At 41.5% G+C, this 20,078-nt stretch carries 21 protein-coding genes; 12 read left to right on the forward strand and 9 right to left on the reverse strand.

Annotated features, from left to right (window positions below; genetic code table 11):
• Positions 1-2: 2 nt before the first annotated feature.
• From lolA to lrp, 3 genes are all read right to left on the reverse strand, one after another.
• Entirely contained in the window at positions 3-629 is a 627-nt protein-coding gene (gene lolA / locus L1264_RS06845) for an outer membrane lipoprotein chaperone LolA (RefSeq protein WP_138557372.1), read from the reverse strand.
• A complete protein-coding gene (locus L1264_RS06850) occupies positions 629-3,118 on the reverse strand; it encodes a DNA translocase FtsK (RefSeq protein WP_199526703.1) in 2,490 nt (829 codons plus the stop codon). Before L1264_RS06850 ends, lolA begins: the two co-directional genes overlap by 1 nt.
• A gap of 141 nt (positions 3,119-3,259) precedes the next feature.
• Positions 3,260-3,739, reverse strand: a complete 480-nt coding sequence (lrp, locus tag L1264_RS06855) for a leucine-responsive transcriptional regulator Lrp (protein ID WP_063704651.1) — start codon at positions 3,737-3,739, stop codon at positions 3,260-3,262.
• A gap of 142 nt (positions 3,740-3,881) precedes the next feature.
• Between lrp and ald the strand changes: the two genes are divergently transcribed.
• Entirely contained in the window at positions 3,882-5,003 is a 1,122-nt protein-coding gene (gene ald, locus L1264_RS06860) for an alanine dehydrogenase (RefSeq protein WP_135925100.1), read from the forward strand.
• 94 nt (positions 5,004-5,097) lie between these two features.
• On the opposite strand, the gene rluB is transcribed toward ald, so the two are convergent.
• From rluB to L1264_RS06880, 4 genes are all read right to left on the reverse strand, one after another.
• On the reverse strand, positions 5,098-5,970 hold the full coding sequence (gene rluB, locus L1264_RS06865) for a 23S rRNA pseudouridine(2605) synthase RluB (RefSeq protein ID WP_135925103.1): 873 nt from the start codon (positions 5,968-5,970) through the stop codon (positions 5,098-5,100).
• Entirely contained in the window at positions 5,967-6,557 is a 591-nt protein-coding gene (scpB, locus tag L1264_RS06870; protein ID WP_135925105.1) for an SMC-Scp complex subunit ScpB, read from the reverse strand. Before scpB ends, rluB begins: the two co-directional genes overlap by 4 nt.
• Positions 6,558-6,687: 130 nt before the next feature.
• Positions 6,688-7,209 carry an EF-hand domain-containing protein gene (locus L1264_RS06875; RefSeq protein WP_199526704.1) on the reverse strand — a complete coding sequence of 174 codons (522 nt, stop codon included), beginning with the start codon at positions 7,207-7,209 and terminating at the stop codon, positions 6,688-6,690.
• A gap of 207 nt (positions 7,210-7,416) precedes the next feature.
• Entirely contained in the window at positions 7,417-7,851 is a 435-nt protein-coding gene (locus tag L1264_RS06880) for an exonuclease III (protein WP_135925109.1), read from the reverse strand.
• 246 nt (positions 7,852-8,097) lie between these two features.
• Here L1264_RS06880 and xthA point away from each other — a divergent pair, with 246 nt between their 5' ends.
• Genes xthA through L1264_RS06895 form a run of 3 tightly spaced genes read left to right on the forward strand, consistent with a single transcriptional unit; the run spans position 8,098 to position 10,348 of the window.
• The gene (gene xthA / locus L1264_RS06885) at positions 8,098-8,907 is read left to right on the forward strand and encodes an exodeoxyribonuclease III (protein ID WP_199526705.1); all 810 of its coding nucleotides are present in this window, start codon (positions 8,098-8,100) and stop codon (positions 8,905-8,907) included.
• Entirely contained in the window at positions 8,904-9,554 is a 651-nt protein-coding gene (locus L1264_RS06890) for an energy-coupling factor ABC transporter permease (protein ID WP_135925113.1), read from the forward strand. Before xthA ends, L1264_RS06890 begins: the two co-directional genes overlap by 4 nt.
• A complete protein-coding gene (locus L1264_RS06895) occupies positions 9,551-10,348 on the forward strand; it encodes a putative RNA methyltransferase (RefSeq protein ID WP_135925116.1) in 798 nt (265 codons plus the stop codon). The genes L1264_RS06890 and L1264_RS06895 overlap by 4 nt, the downstream gene beginning before the upstream one ends.
• On the opposite strand, the gene yfbV is transcribed toward L1264_RS06895, so the two are convergent.
• A complete protein-coding gene (yfbV, locus tag L1264_RS06900; RefSeq protein WP_138557370.1) occupies positions 10,345-10,791 on the reverse strand; it encodes a terminus macrodomain insulation protein YfbV in 447 nt (148 codons plus the stop codon). The two genes, L1264_RS06895 and yfbV, sit on opposite strands and share 4 nt — an antisense overlap.
• A gap of 289 nt (positions 10,792-11,080) precedes the next feature.
• Between yfbV and L1264_RS06905 the strand changes: the two genes are divergently transcribed.
• The 7 genes from L1264_RS06905 (at position 11,081) to L1264_RS06935 (ending at position 17,738) form a co-directional block, all read left to right on the forward strand.
• Positions 11,081-12,295, forward strand: a complete 1,215-nt coding sequence (locus tag L1264_RS06905; RefSeq protein WP_199526706.1) for an acetate kinase — start codon at positions 11,081-11,083, stop codon at positions 12,293-12,295.
• A gap of 4 nt (positions 12,296-12,299) precedes the next feature.
• Entirely contained in the window at positions 12,300-14,456 is a 2,157-nt protein-coding gene (pta, locus tag L1264_RS06910) for a phosphate acetyltransferase (RefSeq protein ID WP_199526707.1), read from the forward strand.
• Between the two features lie 210 nt (positions 14,457-14,666).
• Complete coding sequence (locus tag L1264_RS06915) at positions 14,667-15,059, forward strand: ACT domain-containing protein (protein WP_199526708.1); 393 nt, start codon at positions 14,667-14,669, stop codon at positions 15,057-15,059.
• Positions 15,060-15,116: 57 nt separating this feature from the next.
• Entirely contained in the window at positions 15,117-15,560 is a 444-nt protein-coding gene (locus L1264_RS06920; RefSeq protein WP_235382508.1) for a PTS glucose transporter subunit IIA, read from the forward strand.
• 5 nt (positions 15,561-15,565) lie between these two features.
• On the forward strand, positions 15,566-15,910 hold the full coding sequence (locus L1264_RS06925) for an ArsC family reductase (RefSeq protein WP_199526709.1): 345 nt from the start codon (positions 15,566-15,568) through the stop codon (positions 15,908-15,910).
• Positions 15,910-17,040 carry a succinyl-diaminopimelate desuccinylase gene (gene dapE, locus L1264_RS06930; protein ID WP_199526710.1) on the forward strand — a complete coding sequence of 377 codons (1,131 nt, stop codon included), beginning with the start codon at positions 15,910-15,912 and terminating at the stop codon, positions 17,038-17,040. Before L1264_RS06925 ends, dapE begins: the two co-directional genes overlap by 1 nt.
• Positions 17,037-17,738 carry a M15 family metallopeptidase gene (locus tag L1264_RS06935; protein WP_199526711.1) on the forward strand — a complete coding sequence of 234 codons (702 nt, stop codon included), beginning with the start codon at positions 17,037-17,039 and terminating at the stop codon, positions 17,736-17,738. Before dapE ends, L1264_RS06935 begins: the two co-directional genes overlap by 4 nt.
• Here L1264_RS06935 and L1264_RS06940 read toward each other — a convergent pair.
• Complete coding sequence (locus L1264_RS06940; protein WP_235382498.1) at positions 17,719-18,576, reverse strand: DMT family transporter; 858 nt, start codon at positions 18,574-18,576, stop codon at positions 17,719-17,721. The genes L1264_RS06935 and L1264_RS06940 overlap by 20 nt on opposite strands.
• A gap of 134 nt (positions 18,577-18,710) precedes the next feature.
• On the opposite strand from L1264_RS06940, the gene L1264_RS06945 reads away from it, so the two are divergent.
• Positions 18,711-20,075, forward strand: a complete 1,365-nt coding sequence (locus L1264_RS06945) for a COG3014 family protein (protein WP_199526712.1) — start codon at positions 18,711-18,713, stop codon at positions 20,073-20,075.
• The last annotated feature ends 3 nt before the right edge of the window (positions 20,076-20,078 follow it).

Raw genomic sequence — 20,078 nt, forward strand, 5'->3', positions numbered from 1 at the left:
CCTTAATCACCTTGGCTTTGGTCGTCAACTTCCACGCCCTCAGGAATGGTGAATTCAAATGTTTGAGCTGCAAGCGCTTCGTTTACTTTGGCATCTTTAAAGGTAAATAAAGATTGCTGACCTGAGGTGTCTAATACAGTTAGTGATGCAAGACCTTGCTCTTTAGCATTAAAGCTAATATCTAACTTTTCAACTTGGCTCTCAACGCCTTTGTTTGGCGTGACACTAAAGCCTGCCTCTGTTGCCACAACTTGGTATTTTGCCCACTGCTCAGGATCTTTTGAGGTCAACAATACAAACGGTGTTGAATCAATTAGGCTGTGGGTATTCATAATGGTTACTTGTTCAGCAAAGCTGTCGAAGTAATAAGTTTTGTCGCCATTTGATACAAACAAGGTGTCATCTGGGCTTTGTTGTTGCCAGCGGATCATCATAGGCTGCTGAAGGGCAATGTTCCCCTCACCTTGCATGATAGCTTCACCTTGAGAATCGGTCACTTGTTGCGAAAACTGTGCTTTAAAACTTTTAATCGCAGCCAGTTGTTGTTGCAACGCTTCGCTGTCGTCTGCAAAACTTTGACCGCTTAATAAACAGCCCATAATTAGGGCTAGGTATTTAATTTTTTTCATTAATTTGCTCCACCATTTGGCACTAAGACTTCGCGGGCACCGTTATGACCCGGTGCGCTAACAATGCCTGATGTTTCCATTTGTTCAACTAAGCGTGCTGCGCGGTTATAACCTACGCGAAGCTTACGCTGCACACTCGATACCGAGACTTTGCCGGTTTCAATTACAAATGATACTGCTTCATCGTAAAGCGGATCTGACTCTTCATCACCGTCTTCACTGGTTTCTCCAGGTAGTAAAATTTCTTCTGTGGCATCACCACTTAAAATTTCATCTATATAATTTGGTTTACCACGTTTTTTCCAATCATCTACAACCGCGTGAACTTCGTGGTCGTCGACAAACGCGCCATGTACACGCACTGGCACACTGGTACCCGGCGGTAAGTAAAGCATGTCACCCATACCCAGTAAGTTTTCGGCACCTTGCTGATCTAAAATGGTACGCGAGTCAATTTTACTTGAAACTTGGAACGCCATACGGGTTGGAATATTCGCTTTAATTAAACCTGTAATAACGTCAACCGATGGGCGCTGTGTTGCTAGCACTAAATGAATACCTGCAGCACGAGCTTTTTGTGCAATACGAGCAATCAGCTCTTCCACTTTTTTACCCACGATCATCATCATGTCGGCAAATTCGTCTATCACCACCACAATACTTGGCAATTTACCAAGCTCTTCAGGGCCATCGGCCATGCCATCTGTGTCTTTAAAAAGTGGGTCTAAAATAGGGTGACCCGCTTCTTTCGCATCAAGCACTTTTTGGTTGTAACCTTTTAAGTTACGCACCCCAAGCGCCGACATTAGCTTATAACGACGTTCCATTTCGCCTACACACCAACGTAAAGCGTTGGCTGCTTCTTTCATGTCGGTAACAACTTCACATAATAAATGTGGGATGCCTTCGTACACCGAAAGTTCAAGCATTTTCGGGTCAATCATGATCATACGAACATCATCAGGGCCCGATTTGTACAGTAAGCTTAATATCATTACATTAACGCCCACTGACTTACCTGAACCTGTGGTACCTGCAACGAGTAAATGCGGCATTTTGCCAAGGTCAGCACATACTGGCTCACCAGCAATGTCTTTGCCTAACACCATAGTCAGTGGTGATGGGTTTGATTCGAATTTAGGTGCGTTAATAACTTCACTTAAACGCACGATTTCACGATGTTTGTTAGGTAGCTCTAAACCAACATAGGTTTTACCCGGAATAACCTCTACAACACGAACACTCACAGCAGACAGTGAACGCGCTAAATCTTTAGCAAGGCCGGTGATTTTGGCTACTTTGATACCCGGCGCTAAATCAAGCTCAAAGCGAGTTACAACCGGACCTGGGTACACACCCACAACCGCAGCTTGAATATTAAAATCAAGTAGTTTGGTTTCAACTAAACGTGAGATACCATCGAGCTCTTCTTGTGATAATGGATTTTTCGCTTTATCTGGGCGATCGAGTAAATCTAGCGATGGTAATGGGTTAGCAGGCGGTTGCTCATCTAGTAAGGCTTCAAACTTTTCTTTTGCCGTTGGCGGTGGCTGGTACGCAGGTTTTGCCTTTGGCATTGGTCGCGCGGGCGATACAACCGTTGTTACAGGTTTTTCTGGCTCAACGACCGGGCTTTGATCAAGCGCATTAAGTGCCGATACAGTATCGAATGATTCGTCATCAAGCGCACTAAAGCCAATTTCTTGGTCAAGAATATCGTCAAGCTCATCAAAACCTTCAAATTCATCATCACTACTGCTTGGCTGTTTTTTCTGTGTTTGTGATGGCTTTGTTGCTGGCTCGTCTATGTCATCGAAACCTATAGCTGGGTTGCTATCTTGCTGTTCAAAGTTAGCGTCTGGCTCGGCTGACGTTGGTTTAACCGCTTCTCTTTCGCGATTTAACCATGCAGAAAACTGCGCGCGTAAGAAGTAGAATATTTTCATCACCCACTTACCAACAAAGTCTACAAACTGAACCCAAGAAACTCCTGTTAGTAGCGTTAGACCTGCAAAAAAGAAACACAACAATAAAATAGAGGTGCCAGTGAAATTAAAAGTAGGCATCATGGCTGTGGCAATCACATCACCTACTACCCCGCCCGATGAAAAATTATATATGTCATCAAAATTGATGCTACTAATTGCCGTGGCTGAGGTAATGAATAACGCAAAGCCAATGACTCTTAGAGCAAGCGTGGTGTAGTCAAGCTGTAAAATACGATGAGGTTGTTTAAACAGTAAATAGCCAAACAGCTGAATGGCTACCGGCACAAGATAAGCTAGCCAGCCAAAACTAAGCAAAAGGATATCCGCAATCCATGCACCTGCGGTGCCGGTAATATTCTTAACATTAACAAATTCACCGGTTTGCGACCAAGAAGGATCGGCTGGATCAAAACTGATTAATGCACATAAAATAAATACTGCTGCAAAGGTACTAATAATTAGCCCCGTTTCTAACAGTCTTTGAACACCATTTAGGCGCATAGCTCCCTATTCCTTATTATTCTTTACTCATCGATTAGCAGTGAAATACCTTAGCAGGAAATGCCGTTTGATGCACTTTATCTTAACCTTGATGGACTGATAATGAACAAGTTTTTGTTACTCAATGTGTATTTTAACAGTTTAGGCAATATATGGGCGAATAATGACCCCTTGCTCACCTTTTACTTCTTCCATTACCACATAGGTTCGGCTTTCACTGACATTAGGAAGTTTTAGTAGAATATCCCCTAAAACATTTCGATATTCCGACATGTCGTTTACCCGCGTTTTTAATAGAAAGTCGAAATTACCTGATACTAAATGGCATTCAATAATTTCATCGTGCTTTTTAACTGCAGCGTTAAATTCTTCAAATACATCGGGTGATGTTTTAGTGATAGTCACTTCCACATAAACCGACAATCCTTGCCCGAGTTTTGCTGGATCTACCACGGCTTTATAACCGAGTATGTACCCTTCCCTTTCGAGCTTTTTTACCCGCTCTAAACAGGGTGTTGCACTTAGGCCTACACGCCTTGCCAGCTCTACGTTAGAGATCCGACCATCGAGCTGTAATTCCATTAAAATTTTACGGTCAATTCGGTCGAGTAATTGGTGCATAAGACAAACCAGAGTTTTAAACTGTTAAAATTAATTTTTTAGATTATATCACTAGAATCCAACTTAAAAAAGGTGAGACACACTGGCATGTCATGAATATAATAGTCAAAAATTTTATCCCGTTCTATTAAGGCGAAAAACTATGATTATTGGTGTACCTAAAGAAATTAAAAACCATGAATACCGTGTAGGTATGGTTCCTGCGAGTGTTCGTGAACTAGTAAACCATGGCCACCAAGTGTTTGTTGAAACTGATGCAGGTATGGGCATTGGCTTCACTAACGAAGATTATGTTGCAGCTGGTGCTGAAATTTTACCAACCGCTGCTGACGTTTTTGCTAAAGCTGAAATGATCGTTAAAGTAAAAGAGCCTCAAGCTGTTGAGCGTGCAATGTTACGCGAAGACCAAATTCTATTTACTTACCTTCACTTAGCACCGGATCTTCCACAAACTGAAGACCTAGTTAAAAGCGGCGCAATCTGTATCGCTTACGAAACTGTAACTGACGCTCGTGGCGGTTTACCTCTTCTTGCTCCTATGAGTGAAGTTGCTGGTCGTATGTCTATCCAAGCTGGTGCACAAGCGCTTGAAAAATCAAACCACGGCCGTGGTATGTTACTGGGTGGTGTACCTGGTGTTGAGCCAGCAAAAGTTGTTGTTATCGGTGGCGGCATGGTTGGTCGTAGCGCAGCGCAAATGGCAGTTGGCCTGGGTGCTGACGTTGTTGTTCTTGACCGTAACATCGACGTATTACGTGCATTAGACGCACAGTTCGGTAACAAAGTTAAAGCTATTTACTCTACTGCTGATGCGTTAGAAAAACACGTATTAGAAGCTGATCTTGTGATCGGTGGCGTACTAATCCCAGGTGCAGCAGCGCCTAAACTAGTGACAGCTGAGCACATCAAAGCAATGAAGCCTGGTTCTGCTATCGTTGACGTTGCGATCGACCAAGGTGGTTGTATCGCTACTTCTAAAGCAACAACTCACGCAGATCCTACTTACATCGTTGATGACGTTGTTCACTACTGTGTTGCTAACATGCCAGGTGCTGTACCACGTACTTCTACGTTTGCACTTAACAACGCAACATTACCGTATATCATCAACCTTGCTAACAAAGGCTATAAGAAAGCGCTTCTTGATGATGCACATTTCTTAAAAGGCTTAAACGTGATCAAAGGCCAAGTTACTTATAAAGAAGTAGCTGAAGCTTTCAACATGGAATATGTTGACCCACGTACAGCGGTTGAAAATGCTTAATTAGCATTGTGAAACAAAAAAAGCAGCGAATCGCTGCTTTTTTTATGCCTGTTTGCAAATAAATCAGTTTATCTGCAAACAATGATATTACTGATTAACGACGCTTAGTTTGTTTAGCGCGTTGATTGTGCTTTTTAACCGCCTTACGGATTTGGTTAATTTTAGCACGCTTGTCTTTACGTTTTTCAGGAATAGCCGACAACTTAGTTTGTGTTTCGCGACCTAACTGTACAGTTTTACGTAAATAGTTAACGGTATCTAAATCAAGCTCAGCCCAACCACCTTGTGGTAAACGCTTATCAAGCTCTAACTTACCGTAACGAATACGAATAAGACGAGAAACTTCTACATCTTGCGATTGCCATAAACGACGAACTTCGCGGTTACGACCTTCTGTTAAAGTGACATTGAACCAACGGTTGATACCTTCACCACCCATAGGTTTGATGTTTAAGAATTTTGCAGGACCATCTTCAAGCTCAACGCCTTTTGTTAAAGTGCGTAGCGTTTCGTTAGTCACTTCACCAAACACACGAGCTGAGTACTCACGCTCTACTTCGTAGCTTGGGTGCATTAAACGGTTAGCAAGTTCACCATCGTTAGTAAACAACATTAAACCTGCAGTGTTGATATCTAATCGACCCACTGCAATCCAACGTTCGCCATCAACACGTGGTAAACGATCAAATACCGTACGACGGCCTTCTGGGTCTTTACGTGTACATAACTCACCTTCGGGTTTGTTATACATAAGCACACGACAAATACGCTCAGCTTTGTCTTCAATTTTCACAACGTGACCATCAACACGGATTACATCGCTTGCCTCTACACGATCACCTAAACGGGCAACTTTACCGTTAACACTTACGCGGTTGGCATCAATGTATTTTTCCATTTCACGACGTGAACCCACACCAGCACGGGCTAATACTTTTTGTAACTTTTCAGTTTCTAAATTACTCATTCAGATAGTTCTCTCACAGAAGGATCGCTCAATAACTGGTTGATTTTACTTTCCTGAAGCTCAGGTAGTGGTGGTAATTCATCTAAACCAGCTAATGAAAAATAGTCTAAGAAAGCAGCAGTGGTGGCGTACAAGGCAGGACGCCCCGGCACTTCTTTGTGGCCAACAACTCTTATCCACTCTCTTTCTAATAATGTTTTAATTATCCCTGAGCCAACTGTAACCCCCCGTACTTGTTCAATCTCACCACGGGTTATGGGTTGTCTATAGGCAATCAAGGATAAAGTTTCTAATAGTGCTCTTGAGTATTTCGGTGCTCGCTCTTGCCATAAATTTGCAAGCCAAGGTGCTAAACTTGCACATGCTTGAAACCGATAACCGCTGCCAACGGCAACAAGCTTAATGCCTCGAGTTTGATAATGCGTTTGAATTTGGTCAATTGCATTATTTATGCGTGGCATAGATACGCTTAAATCAGCTAATACTGTCTCTTTTAAATGACGCTTAGACACGGGCTTTCCGGCAACAAAAATCGCGGCTTCTATGATTTCGACTAATTGTTCATCACTGATACGTTTTGCGGCCATTGCAACTAAAGGTCATTTTTACTCACTAACGCTCTATTATGACAGAAGTCGACCAAGGTTGGAAAAATTATTATAAAAAAGCCAGCGTAAAACACTGGCTTTAGGGGTATTTAATAGCTGCTTTATAAAATTAGCTCTTGTTAAGCATCTCTAACGCGTCGTCTTCGGCAACTTCACTGCCATATTTATTAATGTAACTAATAAACTCATTGCGGCTTACACGTTTATCTTTGTTGCTATCCATATAGCCAAAGTGATTTGCAATGTCGTCGTCATCCGCTTCTTCAATAGAAATATAGCCATTTTTATCGTTATCTAACGATTTAAAGTCATTTTCGATTGGGTCAAATTTAGCGATTTCAGCTTTAAATGCTGATTCAGATACCTCACTATCAGTTGCCACCTTGCCTGTATTTAACTGCATGTAAGCATTAAATTCAGTACGGCTGATTTGATCATCCATATTGGTATCGATATTTGAAAAGTGCTCCCAAATAGCATCGTCGTCAGCTTCTACTTTAGAGATATAACCGTCGTTGTCATTATCTAGGCTGCCAAAATCGCTGTCGATTTTTTCTAAAGAGTTACTCGCAGAACAGGCTGATAGGCTTAATGCTGCTAAAATTGTTGATGCTAAAGTTAACTTATTCATAAGACATTTCCTTGTAGTCGATTAGATTCACTTCGACTGTTACAAGTTGAATGCCAAAATGCCTTATTGTCTAAAATCAAGCACTTACAACCTAGTTAAGTTAAGGTTAAGCCTATGATTTAGCAAGCTTTTCATTAATTACTGTAATTTTTTCATAAAAAAAAGCGCTCTAAAGAGCGCTTTTTCAATCTAACTATAATGTTGCTATTAGATAGCTGCGTTTTGGTAACGCTTAACGAAATCTGTTACTGCTTCGCCATTACATTTTAAAGTATTTAAGTTACCAATTTTTTCACGCACAGGTGTTAAACCTTTTTTAAGTGCAGTGATACAAAGTTGAGTCTCTTTTTGCTCATTTTTAGCAAACACTTCAACAGCTGCCTTTGTTGCAGCTTCTTGTGATTGTGCTTTTTTAGCAATTTCACGGATGTCAGTACCGTTACATAAAATGCTCTTTGAAAAACGTGACATTGAAATGCCATGCTTTGCTGCTTCTTTACGTGCAGCGGTAAACCCTTCGTTCGCACTTAAGCTACATAACTTTGATTCAATACGGTTATCAGCTGAAAAGTAGTGCGGGTTGCTTGCTAATGAGCCAAATGAGATACATGCAAGAGAAAGCATCACTAATTGTTTTTTCATGGTTTACCTTTAAATAGTACATAATATGAACGGGTGATTTGTGCGCATTATATAACCAAAAATAAGTAGATCAACTGAATTATTTATTTAATTTAATTATTAATACTGAGTTAACAATGTTTTTAAAATAAGCAGCAATTGATCAACATTTATTCAATTTGATTTTCGTAATTTGCTCATGAATAAGCCCTATTTTGATGGTAGAATTGCCCTAAACGAATAAACAAAAATTCAGATAGGTAATCCATGAAGGTAATCTCATTTAACATTAACGGCCTGCGCGCCCGTTTACACCAGTTGCAAGCGGTGATTGATAAACATCAACCAGATATCATTGGCTTACAAGAAATCAAAGTGCATGATGAAGCCTTCCCGCTTGAGGATGTACAAAAAATGGGTTATCACGTTTATTTCCATGGTCAAAAAGCGCATTACGGCGTGGCAATGCTATGTAAGCAAGAACCTAAATCGGTTGTAAAAGGTTTTGCAACCGATACAGATGAATCACAACGTCGTATGATCAGCGTAACAGTGACTCAAGAAAATGGTCGCGATCTTACTGTGATGAATGGCTACTTCCCGCAAGGCGATAATATTGCCCATGAAACCAAGTTCCCATATAAGCGTCAATTCTATAAAGATCTAATGACTCACTTAGAAGATAATCACACACCAGAGCAAGATGTTATTGTGATGGGCGATATTAATATTTCACCAACCGATCTCGACATTGGTATTGGAGAGCCTAACCGTAAACGCTGGTTAAAAACAGGTAAATGTTCTTTTCAACCAGAAGAGCGTGAATGGCTAAGCACGTTATTAAACTGGGGCTTTAAAGATACCTTCCGTGAACTATACCCAGAAAAAACCGAACAATATTCGTGGTTTGATTACCGCTCAAAAGGTTTTGATGACAATCGCGGTTTACGTATTGATGTGATCTTAGCAACCCCAGCGCTTGCTGAGCGTTGTATTGAGTCAGGTATCGATTACGAATTACGTGGTATCGAAAAACCATCTGATCATGCGCCAATTTGGTCAACATTTAACGCATGATAGAGACGATGCAATGGCAGCTCCCTTTGTGGAGCTGTGTGGCTTTAGTACTTTGGCTAAGCTTTGATAAGCAAAGCGCATCCCAATTATTGGCAACACCAATAAGACAAGTGGGTGTGCTCGCGTGTGCTTTAGTACTTGCAATATTATGGCGCATTAAAGCGGGAATATTGCCGGGCCTCGAATTGCATATATTAGGGGTCACCGCAGTGACCCTGATTTTAGGTTGGCGACTGGCTATTTTTGCAAGCAGCCTTGCAAGTCTACTGCTGGTGTTAGTCGCTCAGTTACCACTGCCCTTATTGCCTGTGCATTTACTATTTACGGCATTTATACCTATCACGCTGAGTTACTTGTGTTTTGTACTTTGCTATAGCTATTTACCAAGACACTTTTTTATTTATATCTTTTTATGCGCATTTTTAACCGCGGCTGTTATCGCTTGTATCAAAATACTTACCAGTGGTGTGTTTTATTACTTATTGGGTGATTACAGTTTTATTGAGATTTCAGAAAACTATCTCATTCTATGTGCCATAATTTGGTTTCCAGAAGCAATGCTCAATGGCATGGCTATTACCTTGTTGATCACCTATCGCCCGCACTGGGTTAAAACCTTTTATGATAAGGACTATTTAGACTCATGAGTCTTCACTATCACTGCCCGCTTTGCAAACTTGAACTTACGCTAACCGATAAAACTTACCGCTGTGACAACAACCATAGTTTTGATATCGCTAAAGAGGGTTATGTCAATTTATTACCCGTGCAAAATAAAAAGTCGAAACAACCAGGTGATAACCTTGAAATGGTGCAAGCACGCCGAGCTTTTTTAAGTGCGGGGCACTACCTTTTTTTACAGCAAGCTTTAGCTGAGTTAGTAGCATCACTTAAACCAAATACAGTAATTGATTTAGGATGTGGCGAAGGCTTTTATACCCAAGCAATAGCAGCGCAATCGAGTGCCGAAGTATATGGTGTTGATATTTCGAAGCCGGCGGTAAAATACGCGGCTAAGCGTTATGAAAATGCAAATTTTAGTGTTGCCTCGATTAGCCAAGCCCCTTTTGCTGACGCATCTGCCGATGTGCTTGTCAGTGTGTTTGCCCCCTTATTTGCACAAGAACTTGCTCGACTTGCCAAATCGCAAGGCAGTCTAATTGTCGCAAGTCCAGGACCTTGGCATCTTAAAGAATTAAAAGCGTTTATTTATGCGGATGTAAAACCACATACAGAGATAGAGCCACCAGCAGGGTTTAGTAAAGAGTCAATAAACTTGCTAGAGCAACAGGTGCTATTGCCTGTTGATGAGATTAAACATTTAATTATGATGACGCCGTTTGCTTGGAAGTTTCGCCCAGAGCATTGGCAGCAGATAGAGCAACAAGGCCCACAAAAAGTAACGTTATCGTTTTATGTGAGCCAGTTTATTCGTGATTAAAAGTGTTCTTTTGTGAACGCTTTATCCATCTTTTCGAACATATCTTTTAAAAGTTGAGCTAAATCTGTGTAGCATGGTTTTTCAGTTGTGAGTTGTGACTGATAGCCATGCGCCTTCATTTTACTATGCAGCTCGGTATACCAACTTAACATAGCTGGTTCTAAACGGGTTTGAGCGCGACGACCTAACCACAGCAAGCCTTGAAAAGGTAACGACAGAAAAAATAAAGCGATAGTAATAGCTTGAGGGAAGTAATCACTACCTAAATAGTTTACTTGCATGAACACTGTGAACATAGCCAGAATAGGCATGACTGTGATCGCCAAGTCTGTGGCTTTGATCACTCTGAATTCAGCAAACATTGGAGCTAGCTCTTGTCGCATTGGCCATTTTTTCGCGTACTGACGACCTGTTTGCACTTGTGACATGACACCTTTTTGCATCATCACTCCTCGGGTTTTCATACTGTTTCACAACTGAGTGTAACACACTCCCGGATACAATCCCTGCAAAACCTGTCCTCGTTTTTATAACAATTTATGTCATTGACACTAACGTTAATAGTCTAAATGAGATAAAATGTTATCGGCTTAAGTCAACGAGACTTTAGTATAATTACAGCCCACCTTTGTTAAGTGTAGCAACAAAATACTTATTTACTATACTGGCAAAGAATTCTAATTATCAAGCCTTAATATACACTGACTGATATCGTACTTTTAGGACCTAGCTATGCCAACGCCCCTTTACCCACCACACCATGTTTTAGTACTGAACTGTGGTAGTTCAAGTTTAAAATTTGCCATTTTAGATGCCACCACTTCTGACGAAGTTATTTCAGGTTTAGCTGAGCGCCTTGGCTCAGACACACCTTCAATCAAATATAAATATAATGGTGAAAAAAAGCTGATTGAACTTGCTAAAGGTCAAGCCCACGATGCGGCGATTGCTGAATTGGTTAAGCTAGTCAATAACTTAGGTCTTGCAGATAATTTAATCGCTGTAGGTCATCGTGTGGTGCACGGTGGCGAGCATTTCACTGAATCTGTACTTATCGACGATGATGTACTTGCAGCTATTGAAAAAACAGCGGCACTTGCACCACTTCATAACCCAGCAAACTTATTGGGTATTCGCACTGCAAAGCAAGCGTTCTCAGCGCTGCCACAAATTGCCGTGTTTGATACTGCGTTTCACCAAACCATGCCTAATATTGCTTACTTATATGCTTTGCCTTACTCGCTTTATAAAGAGCATGGCGTAAGACGCTATGGTTTTCATGGTACCAGTCATTACTACGTTGCTGGTGAAGCAGCAAAATTATTAGGCAAAGTGCGCGAGCAAACTAATGTGATCAGTGCACATTTAGGTAATGGTTGCTCAGTGTGTGCGATTAAAGATGGCAAGAGCGTAGATACCAGTATGGGTCTTACGCCGCTTGAAGGCTTAGTGATGGGTACTCGCAGTGGTAGCATCGATCCGGGTTTATTCACTTTCTTAACGCAGCAACTTAATTACACTGCTCAAGAAATTGATGATTTACTCAATAAGCAAAGTGGCTTGCTAGGTATTAGTGAATTATCAAATGACTGCCGCACTATCGAAGAAGCCGCCGTTGAAGGCCACCCGCAAGCAAACCTTGCACTCGATATCTTCTGTTACCGCTTAGCTAAACAAATAGCTGCTTTTTTAGTTCCTCTACAACGTTTAGATGCACTTATTTTTACCGGCGGTATCGGTGAAAACTCAGATATTATTCGTGACAAAGTCATCACTCAATTAGGCTTTTTAGGCCTTGAGTGTGATGAAGATGCAAACTTAGCGGCACGTTTTGGTAAAGAAGGTCTAATTTCAAAAGGCCAAGCGCATGCGAAAGCGTTTGTGATCCCTACCAACGAAGAATGGGTGATTGCTAACGATGCTGCCCGTATTGCACAGGAGGCTTAAGTAAATGGCACATAGAATTATGTTGATCCCTATTTCAACGGGGGTTGGTTTAACGTCTGTTTCTGTTGGTTTAGTCCGCGCGCTTGAGCAAAAAGCGCTAAAGGTAAACTTTTTTAAGCCAATCGCACAGCCTCGTTCTGGCGATACAGGCCCAGAAAAGTCAACGCAAATTGTCACCCATGGTTCGCCAATTAATCCACCTACACCATTTGAGCTTAGCTATGCAGAGCAAATGATTGGTGATGGTAAAGGCGACGACTTACTAGAAGAAATCGTAGAGCGCTTTGAAAGCACTATTAAAGAAGACGAAATTGCGATTATCGAAGGTATGGTGCCAACACGTCGTCAGCCTTATGCTGGCCGTGTAAACCGCGAAATCGCGCAAACACTGGGTGCTGATATTGTTTTTGTATTAACACCAAGCAACGATAGCAATGACCAAATTGAAGACCGTTTAGAAATCGCCTCTGGCAACTATGGCGGTGTTAACCACCCTCGCGTGCTAGGTTGTATTTTCAACAAAGTAAATGCTCCTTTAGATGACGAAGGTCGCGCACGTGCAGACCTTGTTGAGGCCCATGAGCCTGAGCAACTTGAAAACGAATTAAACCGTTTAGCATCACTGCCGATTTTCAGAAAGCACCCATTTAAGTTATTAGGTTCAATTCCGTGGGATTTCGACCTAGTAGCGCCGCGTGTGCGCGATTTATGTGAATACTTAAAAGCCGAAGTCATTAACGAAGGCGACATGGCTCACCGTCGTTTACGTCGTGTCACTTTCTGTGCGCGAACGGTTTCAAACATTTTAAGCCACTTTACCCCGGGTGCATTACTGGTAACACCAGGCGATCGCTCTGATGTATTAGTTGCGGCTTGTTTATCGGCCATGAATGGCACCAAACTTGGGGCGATTTTATTAACCGGTGGCTTTAAGCCTGAAGAACGCATTATGAAATTGTGCGAGCAAGCCATGGATACAGGCCTGCCAATTCTTGCAACAGAGGAAGATACTTGGCGCACGTCACTCTTGCTGCATAACTTCAATATGGAAGTACCATGTGATGATGACCAACGTATCGATAAGGTGAAAGATCATAACGCCAGCCATATCGACTCTGATTGGTTAGACAGCCTTGCGAAAAGTGTTGGCCGTACTCGTAAAATGTCACCGCCTGCGTTTCGTTTCTTACTAACAGATAAAGCTCGTCAAGCGAATAAAACCGTAGTTTTACCTGAAGGTAATGAGCCGCGTACGATTAAAGCTGCCGCAATTTGTGGCCAACGTGGTATTGCTAAAACAATCCTGCTTGGTGACAAAGAAGAGATTTTACGTATTGCAGAGCAACAAGGTGTAGAGCTCAACGATAACGTTACAATTATTGAACCGAGTGATGTAATTAACGATTACGTTGCGCCGATGGTCGAAATTCGTAAAAACAAAGGCTTAACTGAAGTTATTGCCCAAGAGCAGCTACTCGACAATGTGGTACTTGGTACCATGATGCTTGAGCAAGGTAAAGTTGATGGCTTAGTTTCGGGCGCTGTTAACACCACTGCAAACACCATTCGCCCACCGTTACAGTTAATTAAAACTGCACCGGGCTCGTCGTTAGTCTCATCGGTATTCTTTATGCTGTTACCTGATCAAGTACTGGTTTATGGTGACTGTGCAATTAACCCAGACCCAACCGCAGAGCAGTTAGCCGATATTGCAATTCAATCAGCAGACTCAGCCGCCGCGTTTGGTATTGAGCCTCGTGTTGCAATGATCAGCTACAGTACGGGTACTTCGGGTTCAGGTGCTGACGTAGAAAAAGTGCGTGAAGCCACTAAGCTTGCCCAGCAAAAGCGCCCTGATTTAGTGATTGATGGCCCACTTCAGTACGACGCTGCAATTATGGAAAACGTTGCGATTAAGAAAGCTCCTGGCAGCCCTGTAGCAGGTAAAGCGACGGTGTTCGTATTCCCAGATTTAAATACCGGTAATACAACCTATAAAGCCGTGCAACGTAGTGCTGACTTAATTAGTATTGGCCCAATGCTGCAAGGTATGCGTAAGCCAGTAAATGACTTGAGCCGTGGTGCATTAGTAGACGATATTGTTTACACCATTGCCCTTACGGCGATTCAAGCTAAGCAAGTTGAAAGCTTAGAAAATTAACCCTTCAAAAATTAGGCTAATTTATAAATTCTTTATAAATTAGCCTATTACCTTCTTTATACTGAGCTATTCCCATATTTATCCACAGAATCTGTGGACAAGATTTAAAGGCTAAACTGAGCAAATCCCCAGCAATCAAAATTATTGCGCTTTATCTTAACTTTGTTTACCTATACTATAAATTCAAAGGCTTCAAAGATAGGATCACAGATGTCAAAACAAACGTTACAACTTCATAGTGAAGAACTTACCATTCATAGTTTAGATGTTGATGCAACGATTGATCCTGCCCTACTCCAACAAGCTATTTTCTTTATTGCTAAAACCGCCGATGAGCTATCAATTGTATGCCCAAGTACCTTTTCAATAGACAGTTTAGATCAAGAAACTGATTGGCTAGCACTTGAAGTGATTGGCCCTCTTGGCTTTTCTTTAACGGGTATTATGGCGAACATTTCTGGTGTGCTTGCTAAAGCGTCAATTTCGATTTTTGCTTTATCAACGTACGATACCGATTATGTCTTGGTGAAAAAGCAAAGCATGGCAAAAGCCATTACAGCACTTAGAAAAGACGGTTACCATGTGATAGGTGACGTTAAATAAGCCATGAGTATCGACGTTCAATATTTGCCTGAGCGCAGCCTAAGAAAAGCGCGTTGTATGGCAATCAAAAGCCCTTTTACAGGTCGTGTTAAAAGTATGGCTGAACACCCAGAGCCTTTTTTTAGGTATGCCACCGTTGGTCCTGGGATTTGTGTAGAACTAACGAGCCACAATATTATTGCCCCTTTCGATGGCACACTATTACAAGTTAAAAATGCAGGAAAAGAATATATTTTACAGGCCAAAAATGGTTTGAAAATATTATTAAATTTATCGTTTTCATCTATAGAAGAGCATATTAGCCACACCAACATTGCTAAGCTAAATGGCAGTAAAATTAGCCAAGGTGAGCGATTAGCCTATTTTGACCTACGCGAGCTAAGCAGCCCTATGCTAGGCACAGTTTGCGTGCTCAACAGCCATAATCTTGGCCCCCTTTATTATTCACTATCTCAGGTCATTGCTGGGGTAGATACTTTACTCACTGTAACTAAAAAGTAGAATTTATGACTATCATGTATGGTATCAGCAATTGCGATACAATTAAAAAAGCGAAAAAATATTTATCTGATAATAATCAAGAGTTTACTTTCCATGATTACCGTAAAGACGGCATCAGTGCAGAGCTAGTTAATGAATTTGCAGCGCATATTGATTGGCAAGATTTAGTTAATAAACGCGGCACAACTTATCGCCAGTTATCTGATGAACAAAAACAAAATCTCGATAAAGAATCAGCATTAGCATTATTAGTTGAGCAACCTGCGATGATCAAGCGCCCGGTACTTGTGCATAATGGCCAATACCACTTAGGTTTTAAAGCAGCTCAATACGATGAGATTTTTGCCTAATGACTCACGCTGTTATTGAACTTGCTCAAGCACTTATCCAGCGTGAATCAGTGACCCCTGAAGATGCTGGTTGCCAAGCGTTAATGAACGAGCGCCTTGAAAAACTTGGCTTTAATATTGAATCACTGTTTTTCACTGATACCTTAAATACCTGGGCTCGCAAAGGAAACACATCACCGCATTTTTGTTTTGCTGGTCACACAGATGTTGTACCAACAGGTCCTGAAAAAAATTGGCAGCACCCGCCTTTTTCGGCACTGGTAAAAGACGGCATGCTACACGGACGCGGTGCAGCCGATATGAAAGGCTCCTTAGCAGCTATGGTTGTTGCCACTGAGCGCTTTATTGCAAAACACCCAGATCATAAAGGGTCTATCTCATTTTTAATTACATCAGATGAAGAAGGCCCGTTTATCAACGGCACAACCCGTGTTATTGATACCCTTGAAGCCCGTGGTGAGAAGATTGATTTATGCTTAGTTGGCGAACCATCGTCGCGAGATAAACTGGGTGATGTAGTAAAAAATGGTCGTCGCGGCTCATTAACAGGCTTTTTAACCGTTAAAGGTGTACAAGGTCACGTTGCTTATCCACATTTAGCACAAAACCCAATTCACTTAGCTGCACCGGCGTTAACTGAACTTAGCCAAACCGAGTGGGATCAGGGTAACGAGTTTTTCCCTGCAACAAGCTTTCAAGTTTCAAATATAAATGGTGGCACCGGAGCTGGCAATGTGATCCCAGGCGAGCTCGACATTCAATTCAACTTTCGCTTTAGTACCGAAGTAACCTATCAACAGCTACAACAAAGAGTTGTTGATATTGTTGAAAAACATAACCTTGATTATGAACTAAGTTGGATTGTTAATGGACTACCGTTTTTAACCGATCACGGTCCGTTAGTTGATGCTACAGTTCACGCTATTAAGCAGGTAACCGGACGCGACACAGCGCTTGAAACCACCGGTGGTACATCTGATGGCCGTTTTATTGCGCAAACAGGTGCCAAAGTTATTGAGCTGGGCCCTCGTAATGAAACCATTCATAAAGTAAACGAATGTGTTAGCACAGATGATTTAATTCAGCTTGCAGATATTTATGAAATCATTTTAGAGCAACTGCTTACATGAACCAAACCGAGCTTAAAAAATGCGCCACAGGGTTAAGTAGCTCACATTTAGTTGGGCTACAAAACCACCGCTTGCATGGTGATATTGTCGATGACTTTTTAGCCCTTCAACAAGGCGCGAAAGAAGCAGGTATTGATTTGGCGATAGCCTCAAGCTTTCGCGATTTTCAGCGTCAAAGTGCTATTTGGAATGCTAAATTTCAGGGTCTTCGCCCAGTTTATACTCTTGAGCAAAAAACGGTAGACTTACAACGTTTAACTGATACTGAAAAGTGTCACGCGATTATGCTTTACTCTGCACTACCGGGGGCAAGCAGGCATCACTTTGGTACCGACCTCGACATCTACGATACCCGCCCTATTGACGATGATTATCAACTGCAATTAACACCTGATGAGTATTCGACCACAGGACCATTTACTAAGCTTGCGGTATGGCTTGATAATAACCTTGAAAAGTATGGTTTTTATCGCCCCTACCAAGAATATAAAGGCGGGGTTGCCCCTGAGCCTTGGCATATTAGCCATATCAGAGCTTCAGCAAAGATGATGCAGTATTTGTCAGTTGAAACATTACAGCAATGTATTGAACAAAGTGAGCTTAGCGGCAAACAAGCGATTTTAGCTGAACTTAACACGCTTTATGAGCGCTACGTATTAAATATCAATGACCCTAAATCTAAAGACTGCGCTTTTTAGCCATTAAAAACACCAAAACAGCGCCAAGAATTAAGGCGCTGGCTATTATTAAACGCGTTGTCAGTTGCTCATCTAAAAATAGCACCCCCGCTATTGTAGCAAGCACTGGGACTGTTAGTTGTACCACACCCGCTTGGCTACTTTTTAGTTTTGGTAGTGCAACATACCAAATACTGTAACCGACTCCTGATGCAAGTGCTCCTGAGGCTATAGCTAAGCAAATCCCGGTAGCTGAGACTGCTTGCCAATCTAAAGCAGCTACAAGGACTAAAATCGGCACAAGTATTAAACTTCTTAAAAAGTTAAAACTAGTTGCTTGCAGCGGTGATCTGCATGATTTTCCACGAATGCTGTAAATTCCCCACGCTACGCCACTTATTGCCATAAGCATAGCGGGTAAAAAAGAGGGCACTGTTGCAGAGGGCAACATTAAATAAATAAAGCCAGCAAAGGCTACAAACAACGCCCCCCACTGCACTTTACTAAGCGGCTCTTTGTTAAAAACACTGTGGCCTATCATAGTCAGTTGCACCGCAGAAAATAAAATAAGTGCGCCCGTGCCGGTATTTAACTCAACGTAGGCAACTGAAAAGCAGAGCGCGTAAACAAATAAACTAAGCGCACTAATATTGTTACCTTTATCGGTTAAAGGCTTAGCTCTTTGCGATTTTAATTGCCACTGCAACAGTATAAGCAGCATCAATGCCCCACTTACCAAGCGTAAGGCAGTGAAACTTAATGGGTCGATATCACCACTTTGTAATGCCATACGACACAGCAAGGAGTTAGCTGCAAACGCACACAGTGCAATTAAAGTATAGAGTACAGTACTTAACAAATGTGGTGTTCCTTTAACATTAAAAAACACTAGACCAGTAAGTTGTCTATTAACTTACGATTTTTTACATAATTTATCATAGAAGGTTAAGCCGCGTATGCTAATCTGAGTACATTGTTTAAAAGGAGTGTTCAGTGCATCGACGTTTATTTATTGGCGCTGTTTTACTGTTATCAGGCTGCAGTACCATAGGTATTACTGATCTATTCCAAGATTATGCGACGCAGCTAAGACCTGTGCGCCAAGCTGTATCTCAAAATAATATAGAAAATGCGCAGCAATTGTTGCCGAGCAATAGCCGTGGCCACAGTAACTATTTATTGAATCAGCTTGAAACTGCTCGTCTTGAATTTTTAGCGAAACAGAATTCTCAGGCCAATGAGACCTTTGAAACTGTTTATCAAAACATGGAAAAAAAGCGTCAAGCAGCCAAAATACAACTAAGCACAAGTCTTGAACAAACAAATTCATTATTAACAAATGATTCAGTGATTGGTTATGAGCCTGCTGCCTATGAAATGACCATGTTACATAGCTACAAAGCACTGAGCTACGTATTTGATAACCAGCTTGAATCAGCATTAGTTGAAGTTAGACGCGCAAATAAAGTGCAAGAAGATGCATTAAAAGACAACCAAGCTGTACTTGATGAACAAGCAGAAAATGCAGCTGAGGGTTATCCCGATATGGCCGAGTTAATTGGCAATATTAAAAATGGTTTTCAAAATGCCTTTACGTTCTATTTGTCGGGCCTGCTTTATGAGGCGGATAAACAGTTTGATGATGCCTATATCGACTATAAAAAAGCGCTCGAAATAAATAGCGATAATAGCTACCTACAACAAACTGTTTTACGACTTGCTAAAAAACAAGGCTTTGAGCAAGACTTTGAAGAATTTAGTAAACGCTTTGGTGAACTTAAGCAGCATAAGCCAAACACGGGCCAAGTAATTGTAATTGCAGAGCAAGGTTTAATACCAGCAAGACAAGAGTTTCAATTACGCTTGCCTATTTATTCGTCCCATGGAGATGCGCGTTTTTATAGTATCGCTATGCCTGTATATCGCGGCGCACCTTATGTAAATAACGACAAGAACATTACATTGGATGGCGACAACTTCATCCTTAAACCAATCGTTAGGCTCGAGGCACTAGCAGCGAAAACACTTAAAGATCAAAGTACAGGAAGAATTACCAGACAAGTAATGCGCTTGGTTGCAAAAGAAAAGATGCGTGCTGAACTGGCAAGAAGCGGCGGCGATGTGGGTAATATTTTAGCCAATATATATAACATGGCCTCTGAACAAGCAGATACAAGAAGTTGGCTTACCTTACCAAGTCAATTAAGTATTGCCCAAAATACCATGACAACTGGTGAACATGTTTTATCTGTACCAGGTCGTGGCGAAATAAACTTTTCGGTTAGTAAGCAAGGGTTAACCTTAATTTTCCTAACCTCTATTAATAGCTACTATGACACACATGTCGTTCAACTTTAGGAG

The sequence above is a fragment of the Pseudoalteromonas sp. APAL1 genome (genome assembly GCF_021532475.1).
GTDB classification, from domain to species: domain Bacteria; phylum Pseudomonadota; class Gammaproteobacteria; order Enterobacterales; family Alteromonadaceae; genus Pseudoalteromonas; species Pseudoalteromonas lipolytica_C.